22 protein-coding genes are annotated in these 23,277 nt (G+C 66.7%); 15 read left to right on the top strand and 7 right to left on the bottom strand.

Annotation, left to right across the window (positions count from 1 at the left end):
* Positions 1-165 precede the first annotated feature (165 nt).
* The 5 genes from malQ to A5745_RS16770 all read left to right on the top strand — a co-directional run bounded on the left by malQ (position 166) and on the right by A5745_RS16770 (position 6,059).
* Positions 166-2,316 carry a 4-alpha-glucanotransferase gene (gene malQ / locus A5745_RS16790; RefSeq protein WP_076117490.1) on the top strand — a complete coding sequence of 717 codons (2,151 nt, stop codon included), beginning with the start codon at positions 166-168 and terminating at the stop codon, positions 2,314-2,316.
* Positions 2,317-2,344: 28 nt separating this feature from the next.
* Complete coding sequence (locus tag A5745_RS16785; RefSeq protein WP_076117457.1) at positions 2,345-3,229, top strand: LLM class F420-dependent oxidoreductase; 885 nt, start codon at positions 2,345-2,347, stop codon at positions 3,227-3,229.
* A complete protein-coding gene (locus A5745_RS16780) occupies positions 3,226-3,696 on the top strand; it encodes a nuclear transport factor 2 family protein (protein ID WP_076117455.1) in 471 nt (156 codons plus the stop codon). The genes A5745_RS16785 and A5745_RS16780 overlap by 4 nt, the downstream gene beginning before the upstream one ends.
* A 276-nt stretch (positions 3,697-3,972) precedes the next feature.
* Entirely contained in the window at positions 3,973-5,718 is a 1,746-nt protein-coding gene (locus tag A5745_RS16775; RefSeq protein WP_076059942.1) for a molybdopterin-dependent oxidoreductase, read from the top strand.
* 104 nt (positions 5,719-5,822) lie between these two features.
* A complete protein-coding gene (locus A5745_RS16770) occupies positions 5,823-6,059 on the top strand; it encodes a hypothetical protein (protein ID WP_076059940.1) in 237 nt (78 codons plus the stop codon).
* A gap of 3 nt (positions 6,060-6,062) precedes the next feature.
* Here the strand turns inward: A5745_RS16770 and A5745_RS16765 are convergent, their stop codons facing one another.
* Positions 6,063-6,620: a hypothetical protein gene (locus A5745_RS16765; protein WP_076117453.1), complete on the bottom strand. Its 558-nt coding sequence runs from the start codon at positions 6,618-6,620 to the stop codon at positions 6,063-6,065.
* A 176-nt stretch (positions 6,621-6,796) separates the two neighbouring features.
* Here A5745_RS16765 and A5745_RS16760 point away from each other — a divergent pair, with 176 nt between their 5' ends.
* Positions 6,797-8,572, top strand: a complete 1,776-nt coding sequence (locus A5745_RS16760; protein ID WP_076117451.1) for a DUF4407 domain-containing protein — start codon at positions 6,797-6,799, stop codon at positions 8,570-8,572.
* 24 nt (positions 8,573-8,596) lie between these two features.
* Here A5745_RS16760 and A5745_RS16755 read toward each other — a convergent pair whose 3' ends face one another.
* Together A5745_RS16755 and A5745_RS16750 are read right to left on the bottom strand one after the other, a co-directional pair.
* On the bottom strand, positions 8,597-9,406 hold the full coding sequence (locus A5745_RS16755; RefSeq protein WP_076117449.1) for a DAPG hydrolase family protein: 810 nt from the start codon (positions 9,404-9,406) through the stop codon (positions 8,597-8,599).
* On the bottom strand, positions 9,406-10,746 hold the full coding sequence (locus A5745_RS16750; RefSeq protein ID WP_076117447.1) for an FAD-binding oxidoreductase: 1,341 nt from the start codon (positions 10,744-10,746) through the stop codon (positions 9,406-9,408). The genes A5745_RS16755 and A5745_RS16750 overlap by 1 nt, the downstream gene beginning before the upstream one ends.
* 66 nt (positions 10,747-10,812) lie before the next feature.
* Here A5745_RS16750 and A5745_RS16745 point away from each other — a divergent pair, with 66 nt between their 5' ends.
* Entirely contained in the window at positions 10,813-11,559 is a 747-nt protein-coding gene (locus A5745_RS16745; protein ID WP_076117487.1) for an IclR family transcriptional regulator, read from the top strand.
* A 236-nt stretch (positions 11,560-11,795) separates the two neighbouring features.
* On the opposite strand, the gene A5745_RS16740 is transcribed toward A5745_RS16745, so the two are convergent.
* The 4 genes from A5745_RS16740 to A5745_RS16725 all read right to left on the bottom strand — a co-directional run bounded on the left by A5745_RS16740 (position 11,796) and on the right by A5745_RS16725 (position 14,367).
* A complete protein-coding gene (locus A5745_RS16740; protein ID WP_076059932.1) occupies positions 11,796-12,086 on the bottom strand; it encodes an ANTAR domain-containing protein in 291 nt (96 codons plus the stop codon).
* Between the two features lie 232 nt (positions 12,087-12,318).
* Positions 12,319-12,732: a DUF302 domain-containing protein gene (locus tag A5745_RS16735; protein ID WP_076059931.1), complete on the bottom strand. Its 414-nt coding sequence runs from the start codon at positions 12,730-12,732 to the stop codon at positions 12,319-12,321.
* Between the two features lie 40 nt (positions 12,733-12,772).
* On the bottom strand, positions 12,773-13,042 hold the full coding sequence (locus A5745_RS16730) for a metal-sensitive transcriptional regulator (protein ID WP_076059929.1): 270 nt from the start codon (positions 13,040-13,042) through the stop codon (positions 12,773-12,775).
* Positions 13,043-13,146: 104 nt separating this feature from the next.
* Complete coding sequence (locus A5745_RS16725) at positions 13,147-14,367, bottom strand: CaiB/BaiF CoA-transferase family protein (RefSeq protein WP_076117444.1); 1,221 nt, start codon at positions 14,365-14,367, stop codon at positions 13,147-13,149.
* Between the two features lie 196 nt (positions 14,368-14,563).
* On the opposite strand from A5745_RS16725, the gene A5745_RS16720 reads away from it, so the two are divergent.
* From A5745_RS16720 to A5745_RS16685, 8 genes are read left to right on the top strand one after another with little or no spacing between them, the layout of a single operon-like run.
* Positions 14,564-15,427 (top strand): mycofactocin-coupled SDR family oxidoreductase, encoded by an 864-nt coding sequence (locus A5745_RS16720; protein ID WP_076059926.1) that lies wholly within the window; start codon positions 14,564-14,566, stop codon positions 15,425-15,427.
* Between the two features lie 43 nt (positions 15,428-15,470).
* On the top strand, positions 15,471-16,457 hold the full coding sequence (locus A5745_RS16715) for a thiamine pyrophosphate-dependent dehydrogenase E1 component subunit alpha (RefSeq protein ID WP_076117441.1): 987 nt from the start codon (positions 15,471-15,473) through the stop codon (positions 16,455-16,457).
* Between the two features lie 4 nt (positions 16,458-16,461).
* Entirely contained in the window at positions 16,462-17,460 is a 999-nt protein-coding gene (locus tag A5745_RS16710; protein WP_076117439.1) for an alpha-ketoacid dehydrogenase subunit beta, read from the top strand.
* Positions 17,453-17,689 carry a lipoyl domain-containing protein gene (locus A5745_RS16705; protein ID WP_076059921.1) on the top strand — a complete coding sequence of 79 codons (237 nt, stop codon included), beginning with the start codon at positions 17,453-17,455 and terminating at the stop codon, positions 17,687-17,689. Before A5745_RS16710 ends, A5745_RS16705 begins: the two co-directional genes overlap by 8 nt.
* A 27-nt stretch (positions 17,690-17,716) precedes the next feature.
* Entirely contained in the window at positions 17,717-18,589 is an 873-nt protein-coding gene (locus A5745_RS16700) for an enoyl-CoA hydratase/isomerase family protein (RefSeq protein WP_076059919.1), read from the top strand.
* Positions 18,590-18,606: 17 nt separating this feature from the next.
* Complete coding sequence (locus tag A5745_RS16695) at positions 18,607-20,145, top strand: acyl-CoA synthetase (protein WP_076117436.1); 1,539 nt, start codon at positions 18,607-18,609, stop codon at positions 20,143-20,145.
* Positions 20,146-20,159: 14 nt separating this feature from the next.
* Positions 20,160-21,536, top strand: coding sequence for an SRPBCC family protein (locus A5745_RS16690; RefSeq protein ID WP_139329655.1), 1,377 nt, complete (start codon positions 20,160-20,162; stop codon positions 21,534-21,536).
* Entirely contained in the window at positions 21,533-23,242 is a 1,710-nt protein-coding gene (locus tag A5745_RS16685; protein WP_076059914.1) for an FAD-binding protein, read from the top strand. The genes A5745_RS16690 and A5745_RS16685 overlap by 4 nt, the downstream gene beginning before the upstream one ends.
* Positions 23,243-23,277 lie beyond the last annotated feature (35 nt).

Below are 23,277 nucleotides of genomic sequence, written 5' to 3'. Positions count from 1 at the left end.
TCTTAGGAATGGTAGCGGCAATTTGCGGCTTCGTCCTGTTGACGAGGCGTTTGGTTGAACGCTTGCTGACGTGCGAGCGAACAGTGGGTGGATCGGTCGCCGGCAAAGCAAGGCGACACCGAGCCGAGTCGCTGCCGGTCGGGTCATGGACGCAAGATGGGCGGCATGACTGAGCTCGCACCCTCGCTGGTCGAACTTGCCAGGCGGTTCGGCATCGCGACCGCCTACGAGGACTGGACGGGCCGGGGGGTGCAGGTCAGCGAGAGCACGCTGGTGGCGGTGCTCGCGGCCCTCGGTGTGGCGGCGGGCACCGAGCAGGAGCGCAACGCTGCCATGACGGCGCAACTTCGCGCGTATTGGGAACGTCGGCTGCCGGCGACCATCGTCGGGCGCACCGGCGCACCGACGCGGTTTTGGGCGCACGTGACGCACGGTCATCCCGCGGAGGTGTGGTTGCGGCTCGAGGACGGCACGGTGCACGGCGGGATCCAGCAGGTGGACAACTTCTCTCCCCCGTTCGATCTGGATGGCCGCTGGGTCGGGGAGGCCAGCTTCGTCTTGCCGGCCGACCTGCCGCTGGGCTACCACCGGGTGCATTTGCGTTCCGGTGACTCCGAGACCAGCGCGGCGCTCATCATGACGCCGGACTGGTTGGGGCTGCCGGAGCAGCTCGGCGCCCGCCGCGCGTGGGGGCTCGCCGCTCAGCTCTACAGCGTGCGGTCCCGACACTCGTGGGGCGTCGGCGACCTGACCGATCTGACCGACCTCGCGGTGTGGTCCGCATCCCGCCACGGCGCCGACTATGTTCTGGTCAATCCGCTGCACGCGGCCACTCCGACGATCCCGATGGAGCCGTCGCCGTACCTGCCCACGTCGCGCCGCTTCTTCAACCCGCTCTACCTTCGCGTCGAGGCCATCCCCGAATACTCCGAACTGACCAAGCGCGGCCGGGTGCGGCGGTTGCGTTCGGAAGTCCAGCAACGGGCCGCCGAGGTCGACGCCATCGACCGCGACAGCGCCTGGCTGGCCAAGCGGTCGGCGCTCAAGCTACTGCATCGGGCACCCCGATCGGCGGGTCGTGAGCTGGCCTACGCGGCATTCCGGGACCGTGAGGGCCGCGCGCTCGACGACTTCGCCACCTGGTGTGCGCTGGCCGAGAAGTATGGCGGCGACTGGCATCACTGGCCGGGCTTCCTGCGGCATCCCACCGGAGCCGGGGTCGCCCGATTCGTCGAAAAGCATTCGGACACAGTCGATTTCCACCGCTGGATGCAGTGGCAGCTCGACGAGCAGCTCGCCATGGCGCAATCGCAGGCGCGGCGGGCCGGCATGGCGATCGGCGTCATGCACGACCTGGCCGTCGGCGTGCACCCCAACGGTGCCGACGCCTGGGCCCTGCAGGACGTGATGGCGCTCGGCGTGACCGCGGGAGCGCCGCCGGACGAGTTCAATCAGCTCGGCCAGGACTGGTCGCAGCCGCCGTGGCGGCCCGACCGGCTGGAAGAGCAGGAGTACCGGCCGTTTCGCGCGCTGATCTCCTCGGTGCTGCGCCATGCCGGCGGCGTGCGCATCGACCACATCATCGGATTGTTTCGGCTGTGGTGGATTCCCGACGGCGCGCGGCCCACCGAGGGCACCTACGTGCGCTACGACCACGAGGCGATGATCGGCATCGTCGCGCTGGAAGCGCACCGGGCCGGCGCCCTCGTCGTCGGCGAGGACCTCGGCACGGTCGAACCGTGGGTGCGCGACTACCTACTACTCCGCGGCCTGCTGGGCACCTCGATCCTCTGGTTCGAATTGGATCGCGACGGGAATGCCGGGCCCCTGCCGGCCGAGCGCTGGCGCGAATACTGCCTGTCGTCGGTCACCACCCACGACCTGCCACCCACCGCCGGCTATCTGGCCGGCGATCATGTGCGGCTGCGGGAATCTCTGGGATTGCTGACCCGGCCCGTCGAGGCCGAGCTGGAGTCCGACCGCGCCGAACTGGCGGCCTGGCTGGCCGAACTGCGCCGGGTTGGGCTGCTGAGCGAAGACGGGCCCGACAAGGCAGATCCCGAACAGATCGTCCTCGCGCTGCACCGATACCTGGGCCGCACGCCGTCGCGTCTTTTGGGGGTGGCGCTGACCGACGCCGTCGGGGACCGCAGGACGCAGAATCAGCCCGGCACCACCGACGAATACCCGAACTGGCGCGTTCCGCTGACCGGCCCGAGCGGCCGGCCGGTGATGCTCGAGGACGTGTTCACGGATCGCCGGGCGGCGACGCTGGCCGAGGCCGTTCGCGCATCTGTCGCGCCTCCCGCCGTCTGACGAGGACCACCTGTTAGCTTCGGGTGCCATGAAGGTTTCCGTCGTCGCCCCGGTCGCCGACGGCGTCACCGCGGATCCCGGTTGGATGGCGGCCTTCGCGAGCCACCTGGAGCGGTGCGGGTTCGAATCGATCGTCGTTGTGGAGCACACGGTCCTGGTCACCCGGTACGACAGCGTGTATCCCTACGACAATTCCGGCCGGGTCGGGCTGGCGGCCGACTGTCCCATTCCGGATCCCCTCGATCTATTGGCGTTTCTCGCCGGCCACACCAGCCGGCTGGGGTTGGCCACCGGGGTTTTGGTGCTGCCCAACCACCATCCGGTGGTGCTTGCCAAACGCGCCGCGACCGTCGACGCGCTCTCGGGTGGCAGGCTGCGGCTGTGCGTCGGCGTCGGCTGGCTCAGGGAAGAGGTCGAGGCATGCGGCGCGGATTTCGACAGCCGGGGCCGACGGGCCGACGAGCAGTTGGCCGTGTTACGCGCGCTGTGGGCCGACCAGCCCGGCGGCGCGTCCTATCACGGCGAGTTCTTCGGCTTCGATGATGCCATGTGCTACCCCAAACCCGTTGCCGGCGAACGGCTCCCGATTCACATCGGGGGGCACAGCCGCGCGGCCGCGCGGCGCGCCGGACGTTTCGGGGACGGCTTTCAGCCGCTCGGCGTGACAGGACCGAAGCTGGCGGCGCTGATCGCGCTGATGCGCGAGGAAGCGTCGTCGGCGGGCCGTGATCCGGCGGGCCTCGAAGTGTCGCTGGGTCACGCTGTCACCAAGATCGACGCCGACCGCGCCGGCAGCCTGATCGATCAGGGCGCCGATCGGATCGTGCTGTCGATGCCGCCGACCTCCAATATCGAAGAGGCCCAAGACATCCTGTCCGCCTGCGCGCAACGGCTGTCCCTGATCCCGTCATGACCCTTTCAGCGGACGACCGGGCCGGCCTCAGCGACTTGGTGCACCGGTACGCCGCCGGCGTAGACGATCGTCAATTCGACGCTGTCGCTGGACTTTTCACCACCGACGGCGAGCTAGCGGTGCCGGATCCGCCGTCCGCGCTGGAGCCGATACATTCGCATCGGGGTCCCCAGGCGATCGCGGCGGCCGTCGGCGCGGTCGGTGCGGTCGCGCGTACCGAGCACGCGATCATCGGCGAGGTATACGACGAGCTCGCCTACCCCGACCGCGCGCGGGGACGCATCGCCTGCATCGCGCATCACTGGACGCAACGCCCCGACGAGGTCATCGACGTCGTCTGGCACCTGCGCTACGACGACGACTACGAGTTGACCGACGCGGGCTGGCGCATCGGCCGCAGGGCGTTGACGATCAACGCCATCGAAACCCGGCCGGTGCGCCGATTGCTGCCGCACGACTCGGCCTAGCGGCGCCTGCCAGAAGACTCTGCCCAAACTCACAGGGCACCCCAAGAAACCGCGTTTGCGGCGAAATTTGGGCTATTATCCGGCAGTTGCGGAGATCGTGGACCCATGCCGCGGCGGATTTTGCCCCTGAGCAACTATTGCCGACGGCCGCAAGGGGCGGGCGGGTTGTTTCGTCCCGATCGAGGCCAATTAGTACAAGCGCTTTGGGGTAATTTCTGCCGCGTGACGAATACCGATCATCGGGCAGCACACGACGGCTCTGTATCGACACTGGCGGTGGGCACGCCGCTGACGTCAATTCCGGACTACCGCAACGAGATTCATACCGCCGAAGACACGATCGACGTCGAGGCTTACGGGGGCGGGTTCGACCTCACCCGGCGGGCCACCGCTCCAAAGCTGCGCGTCGGCCGCGACAAGTGGTTCAACCTCATGTGGCTGATCCCCATCGGCTTCGCCGCGCTGGTCGCGGCGGTCGCGATCGGCAAGGGGCTGTACAACATGCCGGCGGTGCACGCGTTCATCCAGCGCTACCCCGGCGCCGACATCCCGGCCAAGGCGCCCGGCGTGCCCGCGTGGCTTGGCTGGACCCACTTCTTCAACCTGTTCATGATGATGTTCATCATCCGGACCGGCATCCAGATTCTCTGTGACCATCCGCGGCTCTATTTCAGCCGCAACGCCACCCCCGGCAAGGACGAGTGGCTGCGAGTGGGCCCGCCGGTACCCGACGACGAGCTGTGGACCGCCAACGCCGACACGGTCGCGTTACCACCGCAGTTCGGGCTGCCCGGTTTCCGCCACTCGATCGGGTTGGCCCGCTGGTGGCACCTCGGAATCGACGTGCTGTGGTTGCTCAACGGCGCGGTCTTCTACGTGCTGCTGTTCACCACCGGGCAGTGGCGCCACATCGTGCCGACCAGCTGGGACGTCTTCCCCAACGCGGCGTCGGTCGCGATTCAGTACCTGTCGGTGGAGCACTGGCCGGCCGACAACGGGTGGGTCGCCTACAACGGCCTGCAGGTGTTGGCGTACTTCACCACCGTTTTCATCGCCGCCCCGGCCGCGCTGATCACGGGGCTGGGCATGTCACCCGCGCTGTCGCAACGCGTGCACTGGCTCAGCAAGCGATTGAGCATTCAGCACGCGCGGTCGCTGCACTTCCTGGTGCTGGTGTATTTCCTCTTCTTCATCGTCGTGCACGTGACGCTGGTGTTCGCGACCAGCGCGCTGAAAAACCTCAACCACATGTTCGCCGCCCGCGACGACAACAGCTGGATGGGTTTCTGGATCTTCGCCGCGGCGATGGTGGTGACCGCCGTCGCCTGGGTGTGGGCCACCCCGTTCACCATCAAGCACCCACGCGTCGTCCAGCGGGTCGGTTACGCGCTCGTCGGCCCGTTCCAGCGGATGCTGGAGCAGCTCGACCCCAAGCCCGGTGCTTTCACCGAAGAAGACATCTCGCCGCACCACTGGCGCAATGGCCGCCTGCCCGAGACCGTTGAGTACAAAGAGTTGGAGCAGAACGACTTTCGTGATTGGCGGCTGAAGGTTTACGGCCTGGTCGAGCACCCGATGGAGTTCTCGCTCGACGACTTGAAGGCACTGCCCTATCACGACCAGATCAGCCAGCATTTCTGCATCCAGGCCTGGTCCGGCGTGGCCAAGTGGGGCGGCGTGCAGATGCGGACCATCATGGACATCGTCAAACCGCTGCCCGAGGCCAAATGGGTGGTGTTCTATTCGATGGGCCTCGGCGCCACCGGCGGCATCTACTACAACGCCCATCACATCGGCCAGATGGATCACCACATGACGATGCTGGCCTACAACATGAACGACCAACCTCTCCCCTACATGCACGGCAAACCGCTGCGGCTGCGCAACGAGTTGCAGCACGGCTTCAAGCTGGTGAAGTGGATCAAAGGCATCGAGTTCGTCGCCGACTACTCCGATATCGGTAGTGGCTATGGCGGCTACAGCGAAGACCACAAATATTTCGGGCGTCACCAGACGCTCTAAGGGCACAACGGCGCCGGCGTTCCGAAGTCGTTTGGCGGGAAGGTTTTTCGGGTAGCTCGTAAAAGGAGCTGTCCGGGCCAGCGTCAAACAGCGGAGGAGGGCTGATGAGGCACGTCTCGCGCGATCTTTTCGGCCATGGCCGCACCACCGGGCGCGTCGCGGTTGCGGCCGCGGTGCTTGCGTTGGTGGTCTGCGTGGTCAATTTTGCGTTGGGCCACGCCAACGCCGGCATCGACGCGGCAATCGTAGGGCTGCTGGCCCTGGGCGCCGGTCTGGACTGGCTTGCCATGGACCGCAGGCGGATACGACAAGCCGAACGCGAATCGCTCGTCGGCCGGTAAACGCTAGGGCCAGGACTCGTTCAGCTGGTGGGCGACGTCGATGACTTGTGCGGCTTGCGACTGAGGCTTGTCGATTTCTTCGGCGACGTATAGCGCGATGAAGCGCCGGATCTCACCGTCAACGCCGGCAAGGATGCGCAATATCTCGCCGCGAAAAGATTTGGACGACACGTTGACGGTGATATCGGACGGCCGCGGTTTCGCGACGTCGACGATCAGCAGCAGCGGCTCGGCGGCTCGTGCCGTGGCGCGCAACGCGATGTCTCCGGAGACCACAAACCGCTGCTTGTCCAGCCGTAGGTCGAGCAGGAGGTCGATCGAGAGCGGAATGTGTATGACGAACGTGATGCTGTCACCCAGGCGGCGCGTGACTCGCGGGTCGCGGATCTTTACGTTGGCGCTGACCTTGGCAATGCCGCCGGGGCCCTGCGCAATCGGCTCCATCGCGAACTCACTGCCCGCGATGTCGGCAAACGCGTTCGCGACTCGCTCGGGGGTCACGGCGACCTCGAAGAACCGGCGGCCGAACTCTTCGTAGGTGACATAATCGTGGTTCTGCATAGGCCTATACCGTCTCATGTCACCTGCCGAAACGGCCGCTGATCTGCTCGCGTCGCAGGAATTTCGCACCGGATGCCCTGATCCCGTTGTGAACAACACCACACCCGGTCGCTTCGATTCGGTGTGTCGGCCGGCGGCCTGGGACCCTGGAGGACTTGGAGGTGTTTTTCAGTCTTATGAGCGCCCACGAAGCTACCGAGTCGCGCTCGGCCACGTCCGCGATCGCGGCACTGTTCACCTGGCTTGGCGGCGGACACTGGCGCGAACTCGGCGAACGTCACGAGCGGTCCACCCATGCCGTCGCCGGCGCCGTCGTCCTGTTCGGGTCCGCGCTGGCCTGGCTGGTGGCGACCTTGGCCGTTTCGGAGTCGGCGCGCTGGCCGGTGCTTGCCATCGTGCCGCTGACCCTCGTCTTCGGCCTGCTGGTAGGGGCGGTGACGCGGGGCACCGCCACAGGTCCCGACCGTGGTCGACCAGGCATTGCCGGACGCGCGGCGGTCGCGATGGCGGTCGGCGTGGTCGTCGGCGAACTCGCCGCGCTGGTGGTGTTCGCCGCATCGATCGAGCATCGCCTCGACGAGCGGGCCCTACGCGGCGCGGACTCGTCGCCCTCCGTCGCGCAAGCGTCGGCATCGCTGCGACAGACACGGGATGCGCGCACCGCGCTCGACAACGCGGTCGAACAGGCCCGCCTGCATCAGGATCAGGCCTTGGTGGTCGCGCGCTGCGAATTCAATCCCACGCCGGCGTGCCCGCAGACGCGAATCACCGGAGTCCCCGGTGCCGGGCCCGAAACACGAACCGCCAACCAGCTTCTCGCCGATGCGCAGCATGAGCTGGACACCGCTTTGGCGGCTCGCGACCGCCAGGCCCCGGAGCTGGACGCCAAAGTCTCCCGCGAGGAGCAGGCGCTGACGCAGGCGCGCCAAAGCGTGGTCGCGGACGCCGGTCGCGGGCTCGGCGCACGCTGGGTCGCGATGAACGACCTCACTTTCGCCAGCACCGGGGCACTGATGCTGCGGCTGCTGACGATCGCGTTCTTTGTGCTGATCTACCTGCTGCCGCTGATCCTGCGGCTCTGGCGTGGCGAGACGACTCAGGATCGGCATGCCTCGGCGCGAGCGGAGCGTGAACGCGCCGAACTCGAGGCGGATACCGCGATTGCGGTCAAGCGGGCCGAGGTTCGCCGCGAGGCCGAAATCCTCTGGGCCGAGCACCAACTCACCCAGGCCCGCCTCGCTGTCGAGGCCCAGGCCGAAATCGACCGCGAGCAGCAACGTCGCCGGGTCGCGGAAGCTCTCGAGGCACCGCGGCGCGCGTCGGCGCAGCGTACGTTCGAGCCAAGGGAGGAAGACATGTATCTGCCGATCGCCGCGGAAGCGGAGGCGGCCAGCCGAGCGCTCGCCCAATTGCCCACCGGCGCACAGGATCACCGCGCGGAGGACGTCGAGAGCCTGCCGGCGGAGATCGAGGCAAGCGGCGAGGTCGACGCCCACGACGAACGAGCCACACCGTTGATCCCCTCGATTCCGGACGCGACGAAGGCCGCGGCGCGCTGGATTCGCCCGCTGGTGCCGCCGTTCGTTGCGCGGGTGATCGACAACACCACCCAGCCGCTGCGTACCGCCCGTCAGGTGTTCGAAGAGGTCGAGGAGATCACGTTCTCGCTCAAGCGGACTCGCAAAATCACGGTCGACTCCGAGAGTTCGGACCCCGTCGACCGGCAGCCGGCCGACGAGCCGTCCCGACACGGCATTCAATCGTCGCGCGAACGCCACGCGCATGATGAGGTACGTCGTCATCAGCCGCACTCGTCGCGGCCGCTGCCCGGCGGCGACGCGGAGGGTTTGTCACTCGCGCAGCGCGACCACGGGCGGGAGTTGGTGGAGCGAAGCGGACCCCGTCGACTCCGTGCGCCCGACGGCCCGCGCGAATTGCCGCCCGCCGAATAACCGCCGGCATTCGCCTGAGCCCGGTCAATCGTCGCCGAACGAGTCGAACAGCTCGGGTAGGAAACCCGCCAGGTGATTCATCTCCTGGGCGCAGTGCACCAGAAGATTGCGGGCGTACGACTCCGAGTTGCCGAGCACCCGCGCCGCGAGGGGACGAACGGCCCGCGACGCCACGCCGGGAGCGTTGCGCACCGCGATGTGCGGCCCACCCATCCAGAACCGTGACCGCATTTCGGCGCCGCCCTGGGTCGACCGGACCTGATGGACGAACCAGCCCGCGTCCACCGGGGCGTCGCCCGAGCCCAGCCGCGCGCAGATCGCCACCGCATCGTCGTTATCGGCGGGCAGGCCCACGGTGGCCGGCGTGACGAATTGAATTGCGGCATTCAGCCTTGCCGAACCGATGTACTCGCTGATCATCGACCAACGCCCGATGTAGCGCTGCGCGCCCGTACGGCCCGCATCGTCCCCGTCTTTCCATCGAGCCGACAGGTGCGCGCGCGGATGCCAGAGTTTGTATCGACGGGTGTCGCTGCCGTGCCAGCCGAACCACCACGCCCACATCGCGGGCGCGACACCGGGCATGTCGGTGCGCACGGACACCTGCATGCTCCCGTCGTCGAGCACGCCGTAGCCGTTCTCCGTCTGCTGGTACCCCTCGTCGGCGAGGCTCGCCGCGGATTCGAACGCCAGCAGCGCGGGCCCGGCCTGCGGACCGTGATGTAACGCCTCGACGACATGTGATGGCAGCGTTGCCATCTCGGGCTTGAAGAACTTGCCGAACGGCGTCTGGGCGTCGCCGTCGCGATAGCCGAGGTAGAGTTCGCCGTTCATCAGACTCGCCCCATCCAGCTGTTGAACAAACCGTCGGGGTCATAGGCGGCGCGCACCCTGTCCAGGCGAACCATGGCCTCGTCACTGGCGAATCGGGCCGGTCGCTGACCCAGGTTTTCGTCGGCGAGCTGAATTCCGGTGGCCAAGTGCGACATCGCCGCCATGTTGGATCGTGCCCAGTCGCCGTACTTCCCGTCGTCGGATTCGTTCTTCCAGGCGCCGTAGAGCGCCAGATACACCTCGTCTTCGATGCTGTAGGCCATGTCCGGGCGCTGCGGTGACGGCCCCCAGTTCAGCCACAGGAAGTGCGACGGATGGTCCGGGATCGTGTCGATGATGTTGCGAATGCCGGGCAGCAGGTCTTCGGCGGAGGCCGATGTCCACATGTTGTCCGCGGCATAGCGATGGTCGGACAGGTAGTTGCTCATCACGGCGTCGTACCAGGTGGGCATATCGGTTGGGAGGTAAGGAATTTTGACGAGCGCTTTGTCGACAACGGGGACGGTGCCAAAGATCGCCAGCGCCTCCTCCGCTTCCTTTTCGGAATCGGCGAACGCCGGGGAGGCGAACGTGATGGCCGGGCCGTCCAGGTTCATGCTCGGGACGCTTTTGCTTGCGACTATTTGCATTTCGACGCGTCGGTCGACCTCGGCGCTGACGTTACGGGCCCAGGTATAGATGTCGTCTGCCAGCTCGATCGGGTAGACGTACACGCTCGTACCGCAAGCGGCCGGACGCGGGAAGAGCTTGAGATGAAAGGAGGTAACCACTCCGAAGAAGCCGGGTCCTGCCCCGCGCGCGGCCCAGTACAGATCCGGATGGTTCTCCGCGTCGCAGTGAATCAGTTCGCCGGCCGCGGTGACCACGTCGAGTCCGATCACGCTCTCACACGCCAAACCCCAGACGCGGCTGTTCCAGCCGTAGCCGCCCTGAAGCAGATAGCCCCCGACACAGACACCCTTACAGTGGCCGGCGGGAAAGAACAGATTCTGAGCCTCCAGCTCGCCCATGAGCACACTGCCACCCTTCCCCGGGCCGACGACGGCGGTGGCCTTATCGGCGTCGATCGTCGCGTGGTCGACGCCTTTCATGTCGAGCAGCAAGGAGCCGTCACGGAGATGGTTGGCTGCCCAGCTGTGTCCGCCCGACCGGATGCTGACCTTGAGGCCGTTGGCCCGGGCGTAGCGCAGCGCGCCGACGACATCGTCGACGCCCGCGGCCACGACGATCACTTCCGGGTAGCGCTCGGGAACACGTTGGTTCCACACGGTGCCGCGGCGAGCGGTTTCATACCCGTCGTCGCCGCGGAAATAGTGCCGACCTCCAGGTAGCGCACTCATCGGGAGCTCCTTTGATCCACAATACGGTTCTTTACGATCCGTAATGCGGAACACTATAGTGGGGTGGTGCCGCGCATGGAACAGAAATCTCAGACGAATCGCGACGAGGGCATCCAGGTCCTGCGTCGCGCCGCCGCAGCGCTGGATGAGATCGCCGCGGAGCCCGGACGCCTGCGCCTCGTCGACCTCAGTGAGCGGCTCGGGCTGGCCAAGTCGACCGCCCGCCGGTTACTGGTGGGCCTTGTCGAAGTCGGTCTGGCCAGTGTGGATTCGCATGGCCGTTTCGCGCTGGGCGATCGCGTGCTGGGGTTCGGCAGCGCCGCCGGTGACCGCGTCGCGGCGATCTTCCGTCCGACCATAGAGCGGGTTTCGCGCGCCACCGACGGCGAGACCGTCGACCTGTCGATACTGCGTGGCCAGCGGATGTGGTTCGTGGACCAGATCGAATCGTCACACCGCCTGCGGGCCGTTTCGGCCGTCGGCCTGCGATTCCCGTTAGATGTCACCGCGAACGGAAAGGCGGCCCTCGCCGCGCTCGACGACGCCGACGCCGAGAGCCTCATCGCCCGGTTTGACCCGGTAGTCGCCGAAGGGTTGCGCCGCGAGATCAGCGAGATCCGCGGCACCGGAATCGCTTTCGATCGCGGGGAACACACCCCGGGCATTTCCGCGGCCGCGATCGCACGACGGACGATGGGTGACATTGTGGTCGCAATATCTGTGCCGGCACCCACCGAGCGTTTCCTCGAGAAGGAGCAACGCATTGTCGACGCTTTGCGCACCGCGGCCGGCGCGCCGGCCTGGACGCGTTGACGACGTCAAGACGCCGACCGGCAGGCGTCACCGACGAAAATTCACCACGCGATCGTCGGTGACGGCGGGACGTATACCGCTCTTACGGTAGTGCCTGGTGCGCCGCGATCGAGTGGGCCAGTGCAGCCGCAGCGGGAAAACATCACGCTCCGAGGGCTTTTGACTCGCTCGATGAGAGTTGGCAACGGCCGCGGTACCCCCCGGGACCCCGGCCGTGCCAAGTTCCTCTTCGCCACTCAACTCATCACCGCAGCGGACTCGGTGAACAGCGGCCCCCACTCGCGACGCGCCGCGGACTGCGCATCGGTGAAGCTGGTCGTCTTCTCGCCATCACCGGCCAGGTGGACCAGCGCCCAGGCCATTGCAAACACCGGCACCCGGTGACGCAGTGCCGCGCTGTGCAATTCGTCGAAAGCCGCGTCCGAGCGGCACCGCCGGAGTCCGATGAGAATGCCCCGCGCGGTATCGAGAATGCGACCGGAGTTCGGGCCACACGTAGTCTGGGCCGGGACCCAGTTCGCCATCATGCTGCGGATACCTCCTGTTGACGCCTTGCCGAAATCCACCACTCAGTGGAGCCAGGATCCCTTGCGAGTCCCCGCAACTCGCGACCCGATCCTTCAAAGGTGCCCTGTGCCATGATTTGTGGATCGACGTGGTTGTGCCAGACCGGCGCCTACATCGATACGCGGTTGTGATCGTGTTGAGATCGATCAGATGCCAAACACGCGGGCGCAGAAGATAATTCGCGTGAGCCTATCAGCTGACCGGCTGATCGTGTTTCAACGAGTCGATTGCCGCTTGCAGCCTGCCCGTAACCTCTTCGGCGACAGGACGCAGCTCCGGCTCGCCGGTAACCTCCACCAGCAGCCCTGGGTTCATCGCTTCGACGAGCACGGTGTCCGCATCATCAGGGTCCGCGCGGACGACGACGTTGCACGGCAGCAGTAGGCCGATCTGGCGATTCGCCTCCACTGCCCGATGCGCCAGCGGCGGGTTGCAGGCGCCGAGGATCAGGTAGTTCTCCATGTCCTCGCCGAGTTTGGCTTTCAGCGTGGCCTTCATGTCGATTTCGGTCAGTACGCCAAATCCCTGCTCCGCGAGCGCCTCACGAGTCCGTCCGACCGCATCTTCGAAAGAGGCCCGCAGCGGTGTTGAGATCGCGATGTCCATTCGACTTTCCTTTCCTGTCCGGAAGCTGCCCACACGCGCCTCAGGCGAGCGCCAGGAACAGCTTCTCCAGCTCGGCTTCGCTCATGGGTGCCGCGCCGTCGGCGGTGGTACCCGCGACACAGTCCTTCAAGCCGGTTGCCACGATCTTGAACCCGGCGCGGTCGAGGGCTCGCGACACCGCGGCGAGCTGGGTGACGACGTCCTTGCAATCGCGGCCCTGCTCGATCATCGAGATCACCCCGGCGAGTTGTCCCTGAGCGCGGCGCAGGCGGTTGAGCACCGCCGTGATGCTGTGCTGATCGCCGACCACTGAATCCTCCGTTTCGTTGCGCTACCCACCAGTACCCCTGGGGGTATATCGCCAACCGCCACTATACCCCATGGGGTATCAAAATCAAGCGGTGGCCGCCGGCCTCACAGAATGGCTCTGAGGTCCTTTGCCTTGGCAATGTCGTCCCAGTCGACGTCGAGCTCGAGCAGAATCTCCTCGGTATGCTGCCCATGCTCTGGAGCACGCGCCGGACCCGGCGGGGTTTCGTTGAATTGGACGGGCGCCGCGACGATCCGGTATTTCTCGCCGTGGTCGTCGACGTTGGTCACCACGTATCCGTTGGGTTCGACTTGCGGGTCGTTGAGGGTCTCTCGCGGCGTGGCCAGCGCGGCCCATACCCCCGGCTCGTCGGCCAGCGCCCTCTGCCAGTGCGCGAGGTCATGGCGGGCGAACGTCTCGGCCACGATCTCGGTCGCCGCGGCCGCATTGGCGATCAGATTGCTCGACGGCACGAAGCGCTCGTCGGTGGCCAGCTCCGGCAGACCGATCCGCTCGCAGAATCCGGCCCAGAATTTGTCGGGCTGCAAGAAGACCAGCTGAATCCACCTGCCGTCCTTGGTCTTGTACCTATTCACGAGTGGATTGATGGCCAACCCCGGCGGCACGCCCGGAATACCGTCGATGTCGAAGAAATCGGCCGCGCAAATCGCCGGTGCGATGGCCCACATCGCCTGGGCCAGCAGTGACGAATCGACGATCGTCGGCTCACCGGTGCGCTCCCGGTGGAACAACGCGGCGCACACGCCCCCGGCCAGGGTCGCCCCGCCCTGCAGATCCCCGAACCCCGGGCCCTGGACGGCGGGTGTTTCGGACCCGAACGGCGTCAATGTGTAGGCGACCCCGCCCCGCGCCAGGTAGGTGGCGGCGTCGAAACCGCCGCGATCCCGGTCCGGGCCACGCACCCCGAGGCCGGTCCCCCGCGCGATGATGATCTTCGGGTTGAACGCGCGGATGTCCTCGACGGTCAGCCGGGCCCGTTCGAGTGCCGCGGGCAGCCAATTGGTCAGGAAGACATCCGCACTGGCCAACAGCCGGCCGAACAGATCCCGCCCGGTGTCGGACTTGACGTCGATGGCGATGCTGCGCTTGCCGCGGTTGCCCAACTCGAGGATGAAGTCGGCGTCCGGGCGGGCCGCTTCGCGGGTGAAACCACCGACGACCAGCGCGCGTCCCGGATCTCCGGACGCGACGCCTTCCACCTTGATCACGTCGGCGCCCCAATCCGCCAGGGCGGCACCGGCCGACGGCACGTACGTCCACGAGGCCAATTCGACGACCCGGACCCCACTCAGCACGCCTGACATCGCCGATCCCCTCAGCCGCCACCATTTCTTGCTATTTTAGATATTCTAGCTACTCTAAGGGATACTGAGAGCCCGGCTGCAGCCATGCGCAGTTTTACGTGGAAGAGATGCGATGGAGCCGACCATTGATCCGATCCGAACGGCTTTGGGCCCCAACGTGGGTCGCCGACATAAGCGCGGGGATAAAGGACGGGCGATGGGCAGGGTAGCGGGCAAGGTGGCCGTGATCAGTGGCGCCGCGCGCGGTCAGGGGCGGTCGCATGCGCGGATGCTGGCCGCGGAGGGCGCGGACATCATTGCGGTGGATCTGTGCGCGGATATCGAAACCAACGAGTACCCGCTGGCGCGGCCCGAGGATCTGGAAGAGACCGCGCGCCTGGTCGAGAAGGAGGGCCAGCGCGCGTTCACCGCGATTGCCGACGTCCGCGACCGGGTGGCGCTGGCCACGGCGATCGACGAAGGTGTCGCGGAGTTCGGGCATCTCGACGTCGTGGTCGCCAACGCGGGCATCTGTCCGCTCACCGCGGGGCTGCCGCCGCAGGCCTTCGCCGACGCGGTGGACGTGGACCTGCTCGGTGTGCTCAACCTGGTGCACGCGAGCCTGAAACATCTGCAAGCCGGCGCGTCGATCGTCGTGATCGGGTCCAACGCGGCATTCATGTCGTCGATGAACACCACCGGGATCGACGGCGGTCCCGGCGGGGCCGGGTATGCGTTCGCCAAACTCGCTGCCGCACATTACGTCAACGACTTCGCCCTGGCGTTGGCGAAGTTCTCGATCCGGATGAACGCCGTGCACCCGACGAATGTCAATACCGACATGTTGCACAGCGCGCCGATGTACCGGGCCTTCCGACCCGACTTGAAAGAACCGACACGTGAGGATGCCGAACCGGTTTTCCCGGTGGTCCAGGCGATGCCGATCCCCTACGTCGAACCCGAGGACATCAGCGAGGCAGTGGTGTTCCTCGCCTCCGACGCGGCACGCTACATCACCGGCCAGCAGCTGCGGGTGGACGGCGGCGGCTTCCTCAAGGTCAAGCCTTGGTCGGGTGCGTGACGGCAGTGGCACCAATCGGACTGCACCGCAACGGAACTACGCGATGACCGACGCTCACTCCCCAGACGTACAGCGTGACATCTACGCGCTCATGATCCTGATGAAGGCGGCCGATGACCGACTGTCCAAAGGAATCGGCACCGGCGAGTTCATGTGCGTGTATTGGCCCTCGCGCGGCCAGGAGGCGATCGCCGCAGCGATGGGCGTCTCGCTGCGAGCCGACGACCAGCTGGTGACCACGTACCGGGGTCTGCACGACCTCATGGGCAAGGGGGTTCCGCTCGAGGAGATCTACGGCGAGATGATGGGACGCACCGTCGGCGCCAGCCGCGGCAAAGGCGGCACCATGCACATCGCCAAACCCGACAAAGGCGTGATGCTTTCGACCGGGATCGTCGGAGCCGGGCCGCCGGTGGCTGTGGGCCTGGCGATGGCCGCCAAACGCAAGGGCATCGACCGCGTCACGGTGGTCAGCTTCGGTGACGGCGCCACCAACACCGGCTCGTTTCACGAGGCGGCGAACATGGCCGCGTTGTGGGACCTGCCGATGGTGTTCGTGTGCCAGAACAACCAGTACGCCGAGATGACGCCGACCGCCGACACCATGAAGCTCGAACGGGTCGCCGACCGGGCCGCCGGTTACGGCATGCCCGGCATCCGGGTGGACGGCAACGACCCGCTTGCGGTGAAGTCCGCGCTTGACGACGCGCTGCGGCGGGCGCGCGACGGAGCCGGGCCCACCTTCATCGAGTGCGTGACGTTCCGCTTCCGCGGCCACTACTTCGGCGATCGGATGCCGTACATCCCCAAGGACCAACTGGCGGAGGCGATGGCGGCCGACCCGGTGCCGCGGTTCCGCGGCCACCTCGCCGAAGCCGGCATCTGCACCGAGGACGAGCTCGACCGCATCGACACCGAGGCCGTCGCGGCCGTGGAGGCGGCGTTGAAAACCGTCATGGGCGCGGAATCCCCGTCGAGCGAGGAACTCGACCAGGACGTGTACGCAACCCCGATCAAGTTCCCGGTGTAACGACATGGACGACAAAGAGATGACCATGCGCGAGGCGCTGAACCTCGCGCTGGACGAGGCGCTGGCGACCGATGACCGAGTCTTCTTGCTGGGCGAGGACATTGCCGATCCGGGGGCTTCCGGTCCAACCGCCGGGCTGTCGACGAAGTACGGCCACGACCGTGTCCTGGACACGCCGATCTCGGAAGCCGCGATCGTCGGCGCGGCGATCGGCGCCGCGATCGACGGACTGCTGCCGGTGGCCGAGATCATGATCATGGACTTCATCGGCATCGCGGCCGACCAGCTGATCAACAACGCCGCCAAACTGCGATTCATGACCGGCGGGCGCACGACGGCGCCCATCACGGTCCGCACCCAGGTGTACGCGGGACTGGCCACCGGCGCCACGCATTCCCAGAGCCTGGAGGCGTGGTTCATGCACATCCCCGGGATGAAGGTGATCGTGCCCTCCACACCCCGCGACGGCAAAGGCCTGCTGACTTCGGCGATCTTCGACGAGGACCCCTGCCTGTTCGTCGAGACGATCCGCCTGCAGGGCAAGAAGGGCCCGGTTCCGCTCGACCCGGGATTCTCGATCCCGTTGGGCCAGGCCGACATCAAGCGCCCCGGCACCGACGTGACGCTGATCGCCTACGGACGCCCGGTGCACGACGCGCTCGCGGCCGCGGACACGCTGGCCGAGCAGGGCGTGAGCGCGGAGGTCGTCGACCTGCGCACCCTCGTTCCCCTCGACGTCGAGACGATCGTCGATTCCGCCCGCCGCACCCACCGAGCCGTAATCGTCCACGACGCAGTGCAATTCGCCGGGCCCGGAGCGGAAATCGCCGCGATTCTGCAATCGGAGTTGTTCGGTGAGCTGGCCGCCCCCGTCGAGCGGGTCGGCGCCAGGTTTGTCCCCAACCCGGCCGCGGCCGCGCTCGAGGCGCAGATGTACCCGTCGCCGGCCCGGATCGTAGCGGCCGCGCAGCGAACCCTGGACAGGGCGGAAGCGCGTGGCTGACTTCGTCATTCGTATCCCACGAGTATCGGTGGCCGTCTCGGAAGCCGAACTGACCGACTTCCTGGTCGATGCCGGTGAGCATGTCGAAGAGGGCACCCCGATCTACGTGATCGCCACCGAAAAGGTGGAACAGGAAATCGAAGCCGGGGCGTCGGGCACCGTGCAGTGGACGGGCCAGCTCGGCACCACCTACGACATCGGCGCCGAAATCGGCGTCATTACTTCATAATCGGCAAAGCGAAAGGTACGCACACACATGGACCTCAATGAGACCCGCGAGAGAATCATCTACGAAAAGGAAGGCCCCATCGCACGGGTCACGCTGAACTGGCCCGAGAAGGCCAACGCCCAGGACCAGAAGCTGGCCGAAGAGGTCGACGCGGCACTGCTGGACGCGGACCGCGACTACGACATCAAGGTGCTGATCCTCAAGGCCAACGGCAAGGGCTTCTGCTCGGGGCACGCCATCGGCAACAACGCGGTCGACTACCCGGAGTTCGTCGAGGGCGCCAAACACATGGGCACACCGTGGAAGCCGCAGACCGACCTGTTCGTCAAGCCCATCCTGAACCTGTGGGAGTTCTCCAAGCCGACCATCGCGGCGGTGCACGGCTACTGCGTCGGCGGCGGCACCCACTACGGGCTGACCACCGACATCGTCATCGCCGCCGAGGACGCCTACTTCTCCTACCCGCCGCTGCAGGGCTTCGGCATGCCGTCGGGCGAATGCTCGATCGAGCCGTGGGTCTTCATGAACTGGCGCCGGGCGGCCTATTACCTGTACCTCGCCGAGGTCATCGACGCCAAGAAGGCGCTGGAGGTCGGCCTGGTCAACGAGGTGGTGCCGAACGACCAACTGGAAGCGCGCGCCGACGCCATCGCCCGCCACATCGCCCAGGCACCGCTGACGACGTTGCTGGCGACCAAGGCCAACCTCAAGCGGGCCTGGGAGCTGATGGGAATGCGGGTGCACTGGCAAAGCTCCAACGACCTCGTCGCGTTGGCCTCGATCAGCAGGGACGTGCAGGAGCTGATACAGCAGGTGTTCAAGGACAAGGTGCTGCCGTCCGAGCAGGCCCGGCGCCAGGCCGCGGCGGCCGCGTCGACCGACGGCGCCGCGACCACGTAACCGTTCGAGGTTCGCTGGTGAACATCGCCGATCACGCGATCGCTGCCACCGAGGCGCCGGCCTTGATCATGGCCGGCGGCCCCACGATCTCGTTCGGCGAGTTGCACGCCCGCAGCCTCCGGGTCGCCGCGATGCTGCACGGCGCCGGGCTGCGCCGTGGCGACGGGGTCGCCCTGGTGCTGCCGAACCGGCCCGAGTTCTTCGAAATCACCTGGGGCTGCCAGCTTTCCGGGCTCTACTACACGCCGGTCAACACGCACTTCACTGCCGAAGAAGTCTGCTATGTCATCGACGACTCCGACGCCAAGGCGGTCTTTGTCGATGCCTCGATGGGCGAACTCGCGGCTCACGTTCGCGACGTCAACGCGGCGGTCGAGGTCCACCTGGTCGTCGGGGGTGCCGCGCCGCCGGGCTGGCGGGCCTATGAGGACGCGCTGGCCGCGGCCGGTGATCCGCCGCCGACGGCGGACGGCTCGGAGATGCTCTACTCGTCGGGCACCACGGGACGTCCCAAGGCCGTTCGCCGCCCGCTTCCGGGCGACGGCAACGGCTCGTGGGCCCAGTCGGTGCTGGAGCTGGCGCTCACCCACAAGTACGGGATGGACCGATCGAGCGTGTACCTCTCCCCCGCGCCGCTCTACCACGCCGCCGGGGTGAACTACACCATGGCGGTCCATCGGGTGGGCGCCGCGGCGATCGTCATGGCGAAATTCGACGCCGAGACCGTTTTGCAACTCATCGAGACGCACGGCGTCACCCACGCGCAGTTCGTGCCGACGATGTTCGTCCGGATGCTCAAGCTGCCCAGGGCCGTCCGCGACAAATACGACGTCTCCAGCCTGCGGTGCGTCATCCACGCGGCCGCCCCTTGCCCGGTCGACGTCAAGCATCAGATGATGAAGTGGTTCGGCCCCATCATCCACGAATACTACGGGGGCACTGAGGGATTCGCGGGTACCACGATCGGTCCCGAGGAGTGGCTGGCCCATCCCGGTTCGGTGGGCATACCGATGGCGCCGGTGCACGTCCTCGACGAGGACGGACGGGAGCTTCCCACGGGGCAGCCTGGAGAGCTTTACTTCGAAGGTGGGCCCGATTTCGAGTACTTCAAGGATCCCGCGAAGACCGCGTCGGTGTCCAACGACCGCGGCTGGCGCTCCCTGGGCGACATGGGCTACGTCGACGAGGACGGGTACATGTACCTGACCGATCGATCGACGTTCATGATCGTCTCCGGTGGGGTGAACATCTACCCGCAGGAGGCCGAGAACGTCCTGGTGATGCATCCGAAACTGGTCGATGCGGCGGTTTTCGGCGTGCCCAACGACGAGTTCGGCGAAGAGGTCAAGGCCGTCGTACAACCGGCCGAAGGCGTCACGCCCGGGCCCGATCTCGAGGCGGAGCTCATCGAATACTGCCGGGTACACCTGGCCGGCTACAAGTGCCCGCGCACCGTCGAATTCGAGCCCGAACTGCCCCGGGACCCGAACGGAAAGCTCTACAAAAGGCGTATCCGCGAACGCTATTGGCAGGGCAGGGCGTCGCGCATCCTATGAACGAGGGAACGAAAATGGTGAGCACCGATGTGCACTGGACGCCGCTGCCGGTGCCGTGGGCGGTGGAGACGGTCGACCGGATTCCCAAGCAGCGCTACTACGATCCGGAGTTCTACGCGCTGGAGAAGGAGATGTTCTGGCCGCGCGTGTGGCAGATGGCCTGCCGGCTCGAGGAAATCCCCAAGCCCGGCGACTTCGTGGAGTACGAGATCCTCGACGAGTCGATCATCGTGGTGCGAGTCGACGCCCGGAACGTCCGCGCGTACCACAATGCGTGCCGTCACCGCGGGGTAAAGCTGGTGGAGGGCAACGGAAATCGGCGTACCTTCGTCTGCCCGTTCCACGGCTGGTGCTGGGGCATCGACGGCCGCAACACGTTCGTGTTGCGACCGGAGGAGTTCGCCGAGGAGAACCTGCGCCCGCACGACCTGCAACTCGTCTCCGTCCGGTGCGAGCTTTGGGGTGGCTGCGCATGGATCAACCTCGACGACGGCGCGCCCCCGTTGCGGGACTGCATGGAGCCGTTCGCCTCGATCTATGACGCCTGGAAGGTGGAATCGCTGCGCGTCGAGTGGTGGCAATCGTGTCGACTACCGGTGAACTGGAAGCTCGCGACGGCGGCGTTCATGGAGGGCTACCACGTCCCGCAGACGCACCCGCAGCTGCTCCCCTCGGCGCAGACGGGCAGCCCGTCCGAGGCGGTGCATCCCGTCGTCGCCAGCAGCCTGTACTTCATGCGCACCCTCGGCGACGGCATGGGCGGCATGACCCACGAGAACGACATCCGCATCGCCGAGGGGCTGCAGACCATCGCGCTTCCGTCCGATCCGGCCGAGGCGATGACCGCCTGGCGTAGCGCCCTCAACGACGCCGTGGTCGGCTGGCACCGGGCCCGCGGCAGCGACATGCCGGACCTCAACGATCTGATCCGCCGCGGGATCACCGACGCGATCGGCTTCTGCTTCCCGCACCACTTCATCCTGCCCACCTACAGCAGCGCCTCGTCGTACCGGATCCGCCCGCTGGGTCCCGAGGAAACGTTGTTCGAAATCTGGTCGTTGACCCGTTTGCCCGCGGACCAGTCCGCGGGCAAGCCGACACCACCCGAGCCGATGGCGCCCGACGATCCGCGCTGGCCACCGATCCCCGCCCAGGACTTCTCGAACCTGCCACGTCAGCAAAAAGGGCTGCACTCCAAGGGATTCGAATACATGCGGCTGTCGAATCGGATCGAGGGACTGATCTCCAACTTCGAACGCGTCGTCGACGGCTTCCTCGCCGGCCTGCCGTACGAATCGCTGGTGCCCGCGATTCAGAAGACCAACACCACCATTGACGTTCCGGTCGCCGACCTCGGCTTTGGCTCGAGCACCGCCGCGGAGGCACGATGACGACCCGGTGGGACCGCTCCGTCGACCTGCTCATCGCCGGAAGCGGCGGCGGTGGCATGGTCGCCGGGCTGGCCGCGCTCGACTCTGGGCTGGAGCCGCTGATCGTCGAGAAGCAGGCCCTGGTGGGCGGTTCCACCGGACTCTCGGGCGGCATCGTGTGGATGCCGAACAACCCGTTGATGCGGGCCGACGGAATCGCCGATTCGCACGAGGCCGGTTTGGCATATCTGGCCGACGTGGTCGGCGACATCGGCGCCGCGTCCTCGCCCGCACGTCGTGAAGTCTTTCTCACCGCCGGCTTCGAGATGATCAATTTCCTTGTTCGCAAAGGGGTCCGGCTGATCCGATGCGCAGGCTGGAGCGACTACTACCCAAACCATAAGGGCGGCAACGAGTCCGGACGCGCGGTCGAAGGCGTTCCCTTCGACGCCGCCGAGCTCGGGAGCTGGCACGACAAGGTGCAGCCGCCGCTGGCGAAGAACTACGGGTACGTGGTGCTGACCAACGAGCTGCGCTCGGTTCAGTATTTCAACCGTTCGCCGCGCGCGTTCGCGGTGGCGACAAAGGTGTTCCTGCGCACCGCATCCGCGCGGATCCGCCGGCGCCAGATCCTGACCAACGGCGCCTCGCTGATTGCCCAGATGTTGAAGGCGCTGATCGATCTCGGCGGGGATCCTGGGGGCGAGCCTCCGTTGTGGACCGATGCCCCGATGGAGGACCTCATCGTCGAAGACGGCCGGGTCGTCGGCGCCCGCGTCCGCCACGACGGCGAAACGCTGAACATCGAGGCGCGCAAGGGCGTGCTGCTGGCCGCCGGCGGCTTTGGCCACAACAAGGAGATGCGGCGCAAATACAGCGGGGACCAGCCGAACGAGGCGCAGTGGTCGATCGCCAACGCCGGGGACACCGGCGAGGTGTTGCAGACGGCGATGCGCCTGGGCGCCAAAACCGATCTGCTGGACGAAGCATGGTGGCTGCCGTCGGTTTTCATCGCCAACGGTGGCGCCGCGGCCGCGTCACTCGGGTCGGGAAGGCAGCGACCCGGGGCCATCTACGTCGACTCGACGGGCCGCCGGTTCTGCAACGAGTCCAACTCCTACGTCGAGGTCGGCAAAGCGATGTATGCCAACAAGGCGGTGCCGTGCTGGATGATCTTCGACGAGGGTTACGTTCGCCGATACGTCACCAGCAGCAATCCCCTCAAACGCAACCGGCAGCTGCCGCCCGAGCTGATCGAGGGCGGCGCGGTGAAGCGGGCCGACACCATCGGCGACCTCGCCCGTGAAATCGACCTTCCCGCAGACGAACTGGCGCGCACCGTCGCGCGGTTCAACCGGTTCGCCGCCAAGGGCCTGGACCCCGACTTCGGCCGCGGGCAATCGGCCTACAACGACTGCCTGGGCGATCCCGGCTACCGCCCGAACGCTGCGGTCGGCCCGCTCGACCGCGCGCCGTACTACGCCACCAGGGTGCTCCCGGCGGACGTCGGGACGTGTGGGGGTGTGATTACCAACGAATACGCGCAGGTCCTCGACGAGCAGGACCGGGTGATCGAGGGTCTGTACGCCACCGGCAATACCACCGCGACGGTGATGGGCCGGACGTATCCGGGCGCCGGCGCGAGCATCGCCAACACGATGGTGTTCGGTTACGTCGCGGCGCGCCATGCCGCGGGCCGCAAGATCGCCGGCGAGATGAGCCGCTAACTCCCCGCGCCCGGCTCCAACGTGACTGCAGCGTC

It is taken from the genome of Mycobacterium sp. IS-2888 (genome assembly GCF_001954215.1).
Lineage (GTDB): Bacteria > Actinomycetota > Actinomycetes > Mycobacteriales > Mycobacteriaceae > Mycobacterium.
The sequence above is the reverse complement of the archived record's forward strand: the minus strand, read 5'-3'. Positions and strand labels throughout refer to the sequence as shown.

Bases quoted from the DNA above. Each gene is read 5' to 3' on its own strand.
- A5745_RS16720 (WP_076059926.1), top strand. From the start codon at position 14,564: ATGGGCAGGGTAGCGGGCAAGGTGGCCGTGATCAGTGGCGCCGCGCGC.
- A5745_RS16780 (WP_076117455.1), top strand. From the start codon at position 3,226: ATGACCCTTTCAGCGGACGACCGGGCCGGCCTCAGCGACTTGGTGCAC.
- A5745_RS16755 (WP_076117449.1), bottom strand. From the start codon at position 9,406: ATGAACGGCGAACTCTACCTCGGCTATCGCGACGGCGACGCCCAGACG.
- malQ (WP_076117490.1), top strand. From the start codon at position 166: ATGACTGAGCTCGCACCCTCGCTGGTCGAACTTGCCAGGCGGTTCGGC.
- A5745_RS16760 (WP_076117451.1), top strand. From the start codon at position 6,797: ATGAGCGCCCACGAAGCTACCGAGTCGCGCTCGGCCACGTCCGCGATC.
- A5745_RS16710 (WP_076117439.1), top strand. From the start codon at position 16,462: ATGGACGACAAAGAGATGACCATGCGCGAGGCGCTGAACCTCGCGCTG.
- A5745_RS16740 (WP_076059932.1), bottom strand. From the start codon at position 12,086: ATGATGGCGAACTGGGTCCCGGCCCAGACTACGTGTGGCCCGAACTCC.
- A5745_RS16765 (WP_076117453.1), bottom strand. From the start codon at position 6,620: ATGCAGAACCACGATTATGTCACCTACGAAGAGTTCGGCCGCCGGTTC.
- A5745_RS16735 (WP_076059931.1), bottom strand. From the start codon at position 12,732: ATGGACATCGCGATCTCAACACCGCTGCGGGCCTCTTTCGAAGATGCG.
- A5745_RS16685 (WP_076059914.1), top strand. From the start codon at position 21,533: ATGACGACCCGGTGGGACCGCTCCGTCGACCTGCTCATCGCCGGAAGC.
- A5745_RS16715 (WP_076117441.1), top strand. From the start codon at position 15,471: ATGACCGACGCTCACTCCCCAGACGTACAGCGTGACATCTACGCGCTC.
- A5745_RS16690 (WP_139329655.1), top strand. From the start codon at position 20,160: ATGGTGAGCACCGATGTGCACTGGACGCCGCTGCCGGTGCCGTGGGCG.
- A5745_RS16785 (WP_076117457.1), top strand. From the start codon at position 2,345: ATGAAGGTTTCCGTCGTCGCCCCGGTCGCCGACGGCGTCACCGCGGAT.
- A5745_RS16700 (WP_076059919.1), top strand. From the start codon at position 17,717: ATGGACCTCAATGAGACCCGCGAGAGAATCATCTACGAAAAGGAAGGC.
- A5745_RS16750 (WP_076117447.1), bottom strand. From the start codon at position 10,746: ATGAGTGCGCTACCTGGAGGTCGGCACTATTTCCGCGGCGACGACGGG.
- A5745_RS16770 (WP_076059940.1), top strand. From the start codon at position 5,823: ATGAGGCACGTCTCGCGCGATCTTTTCGGCCATGGCCGCACCACCGGG.
- A5745_RS16725 (WP_076117444.1), bottom strand. From the start codon at position 14,367: ATGTCAGGCGTGCTGAGTGGGGTCCGGGTCGTCGAATTGGCCTCGTGG.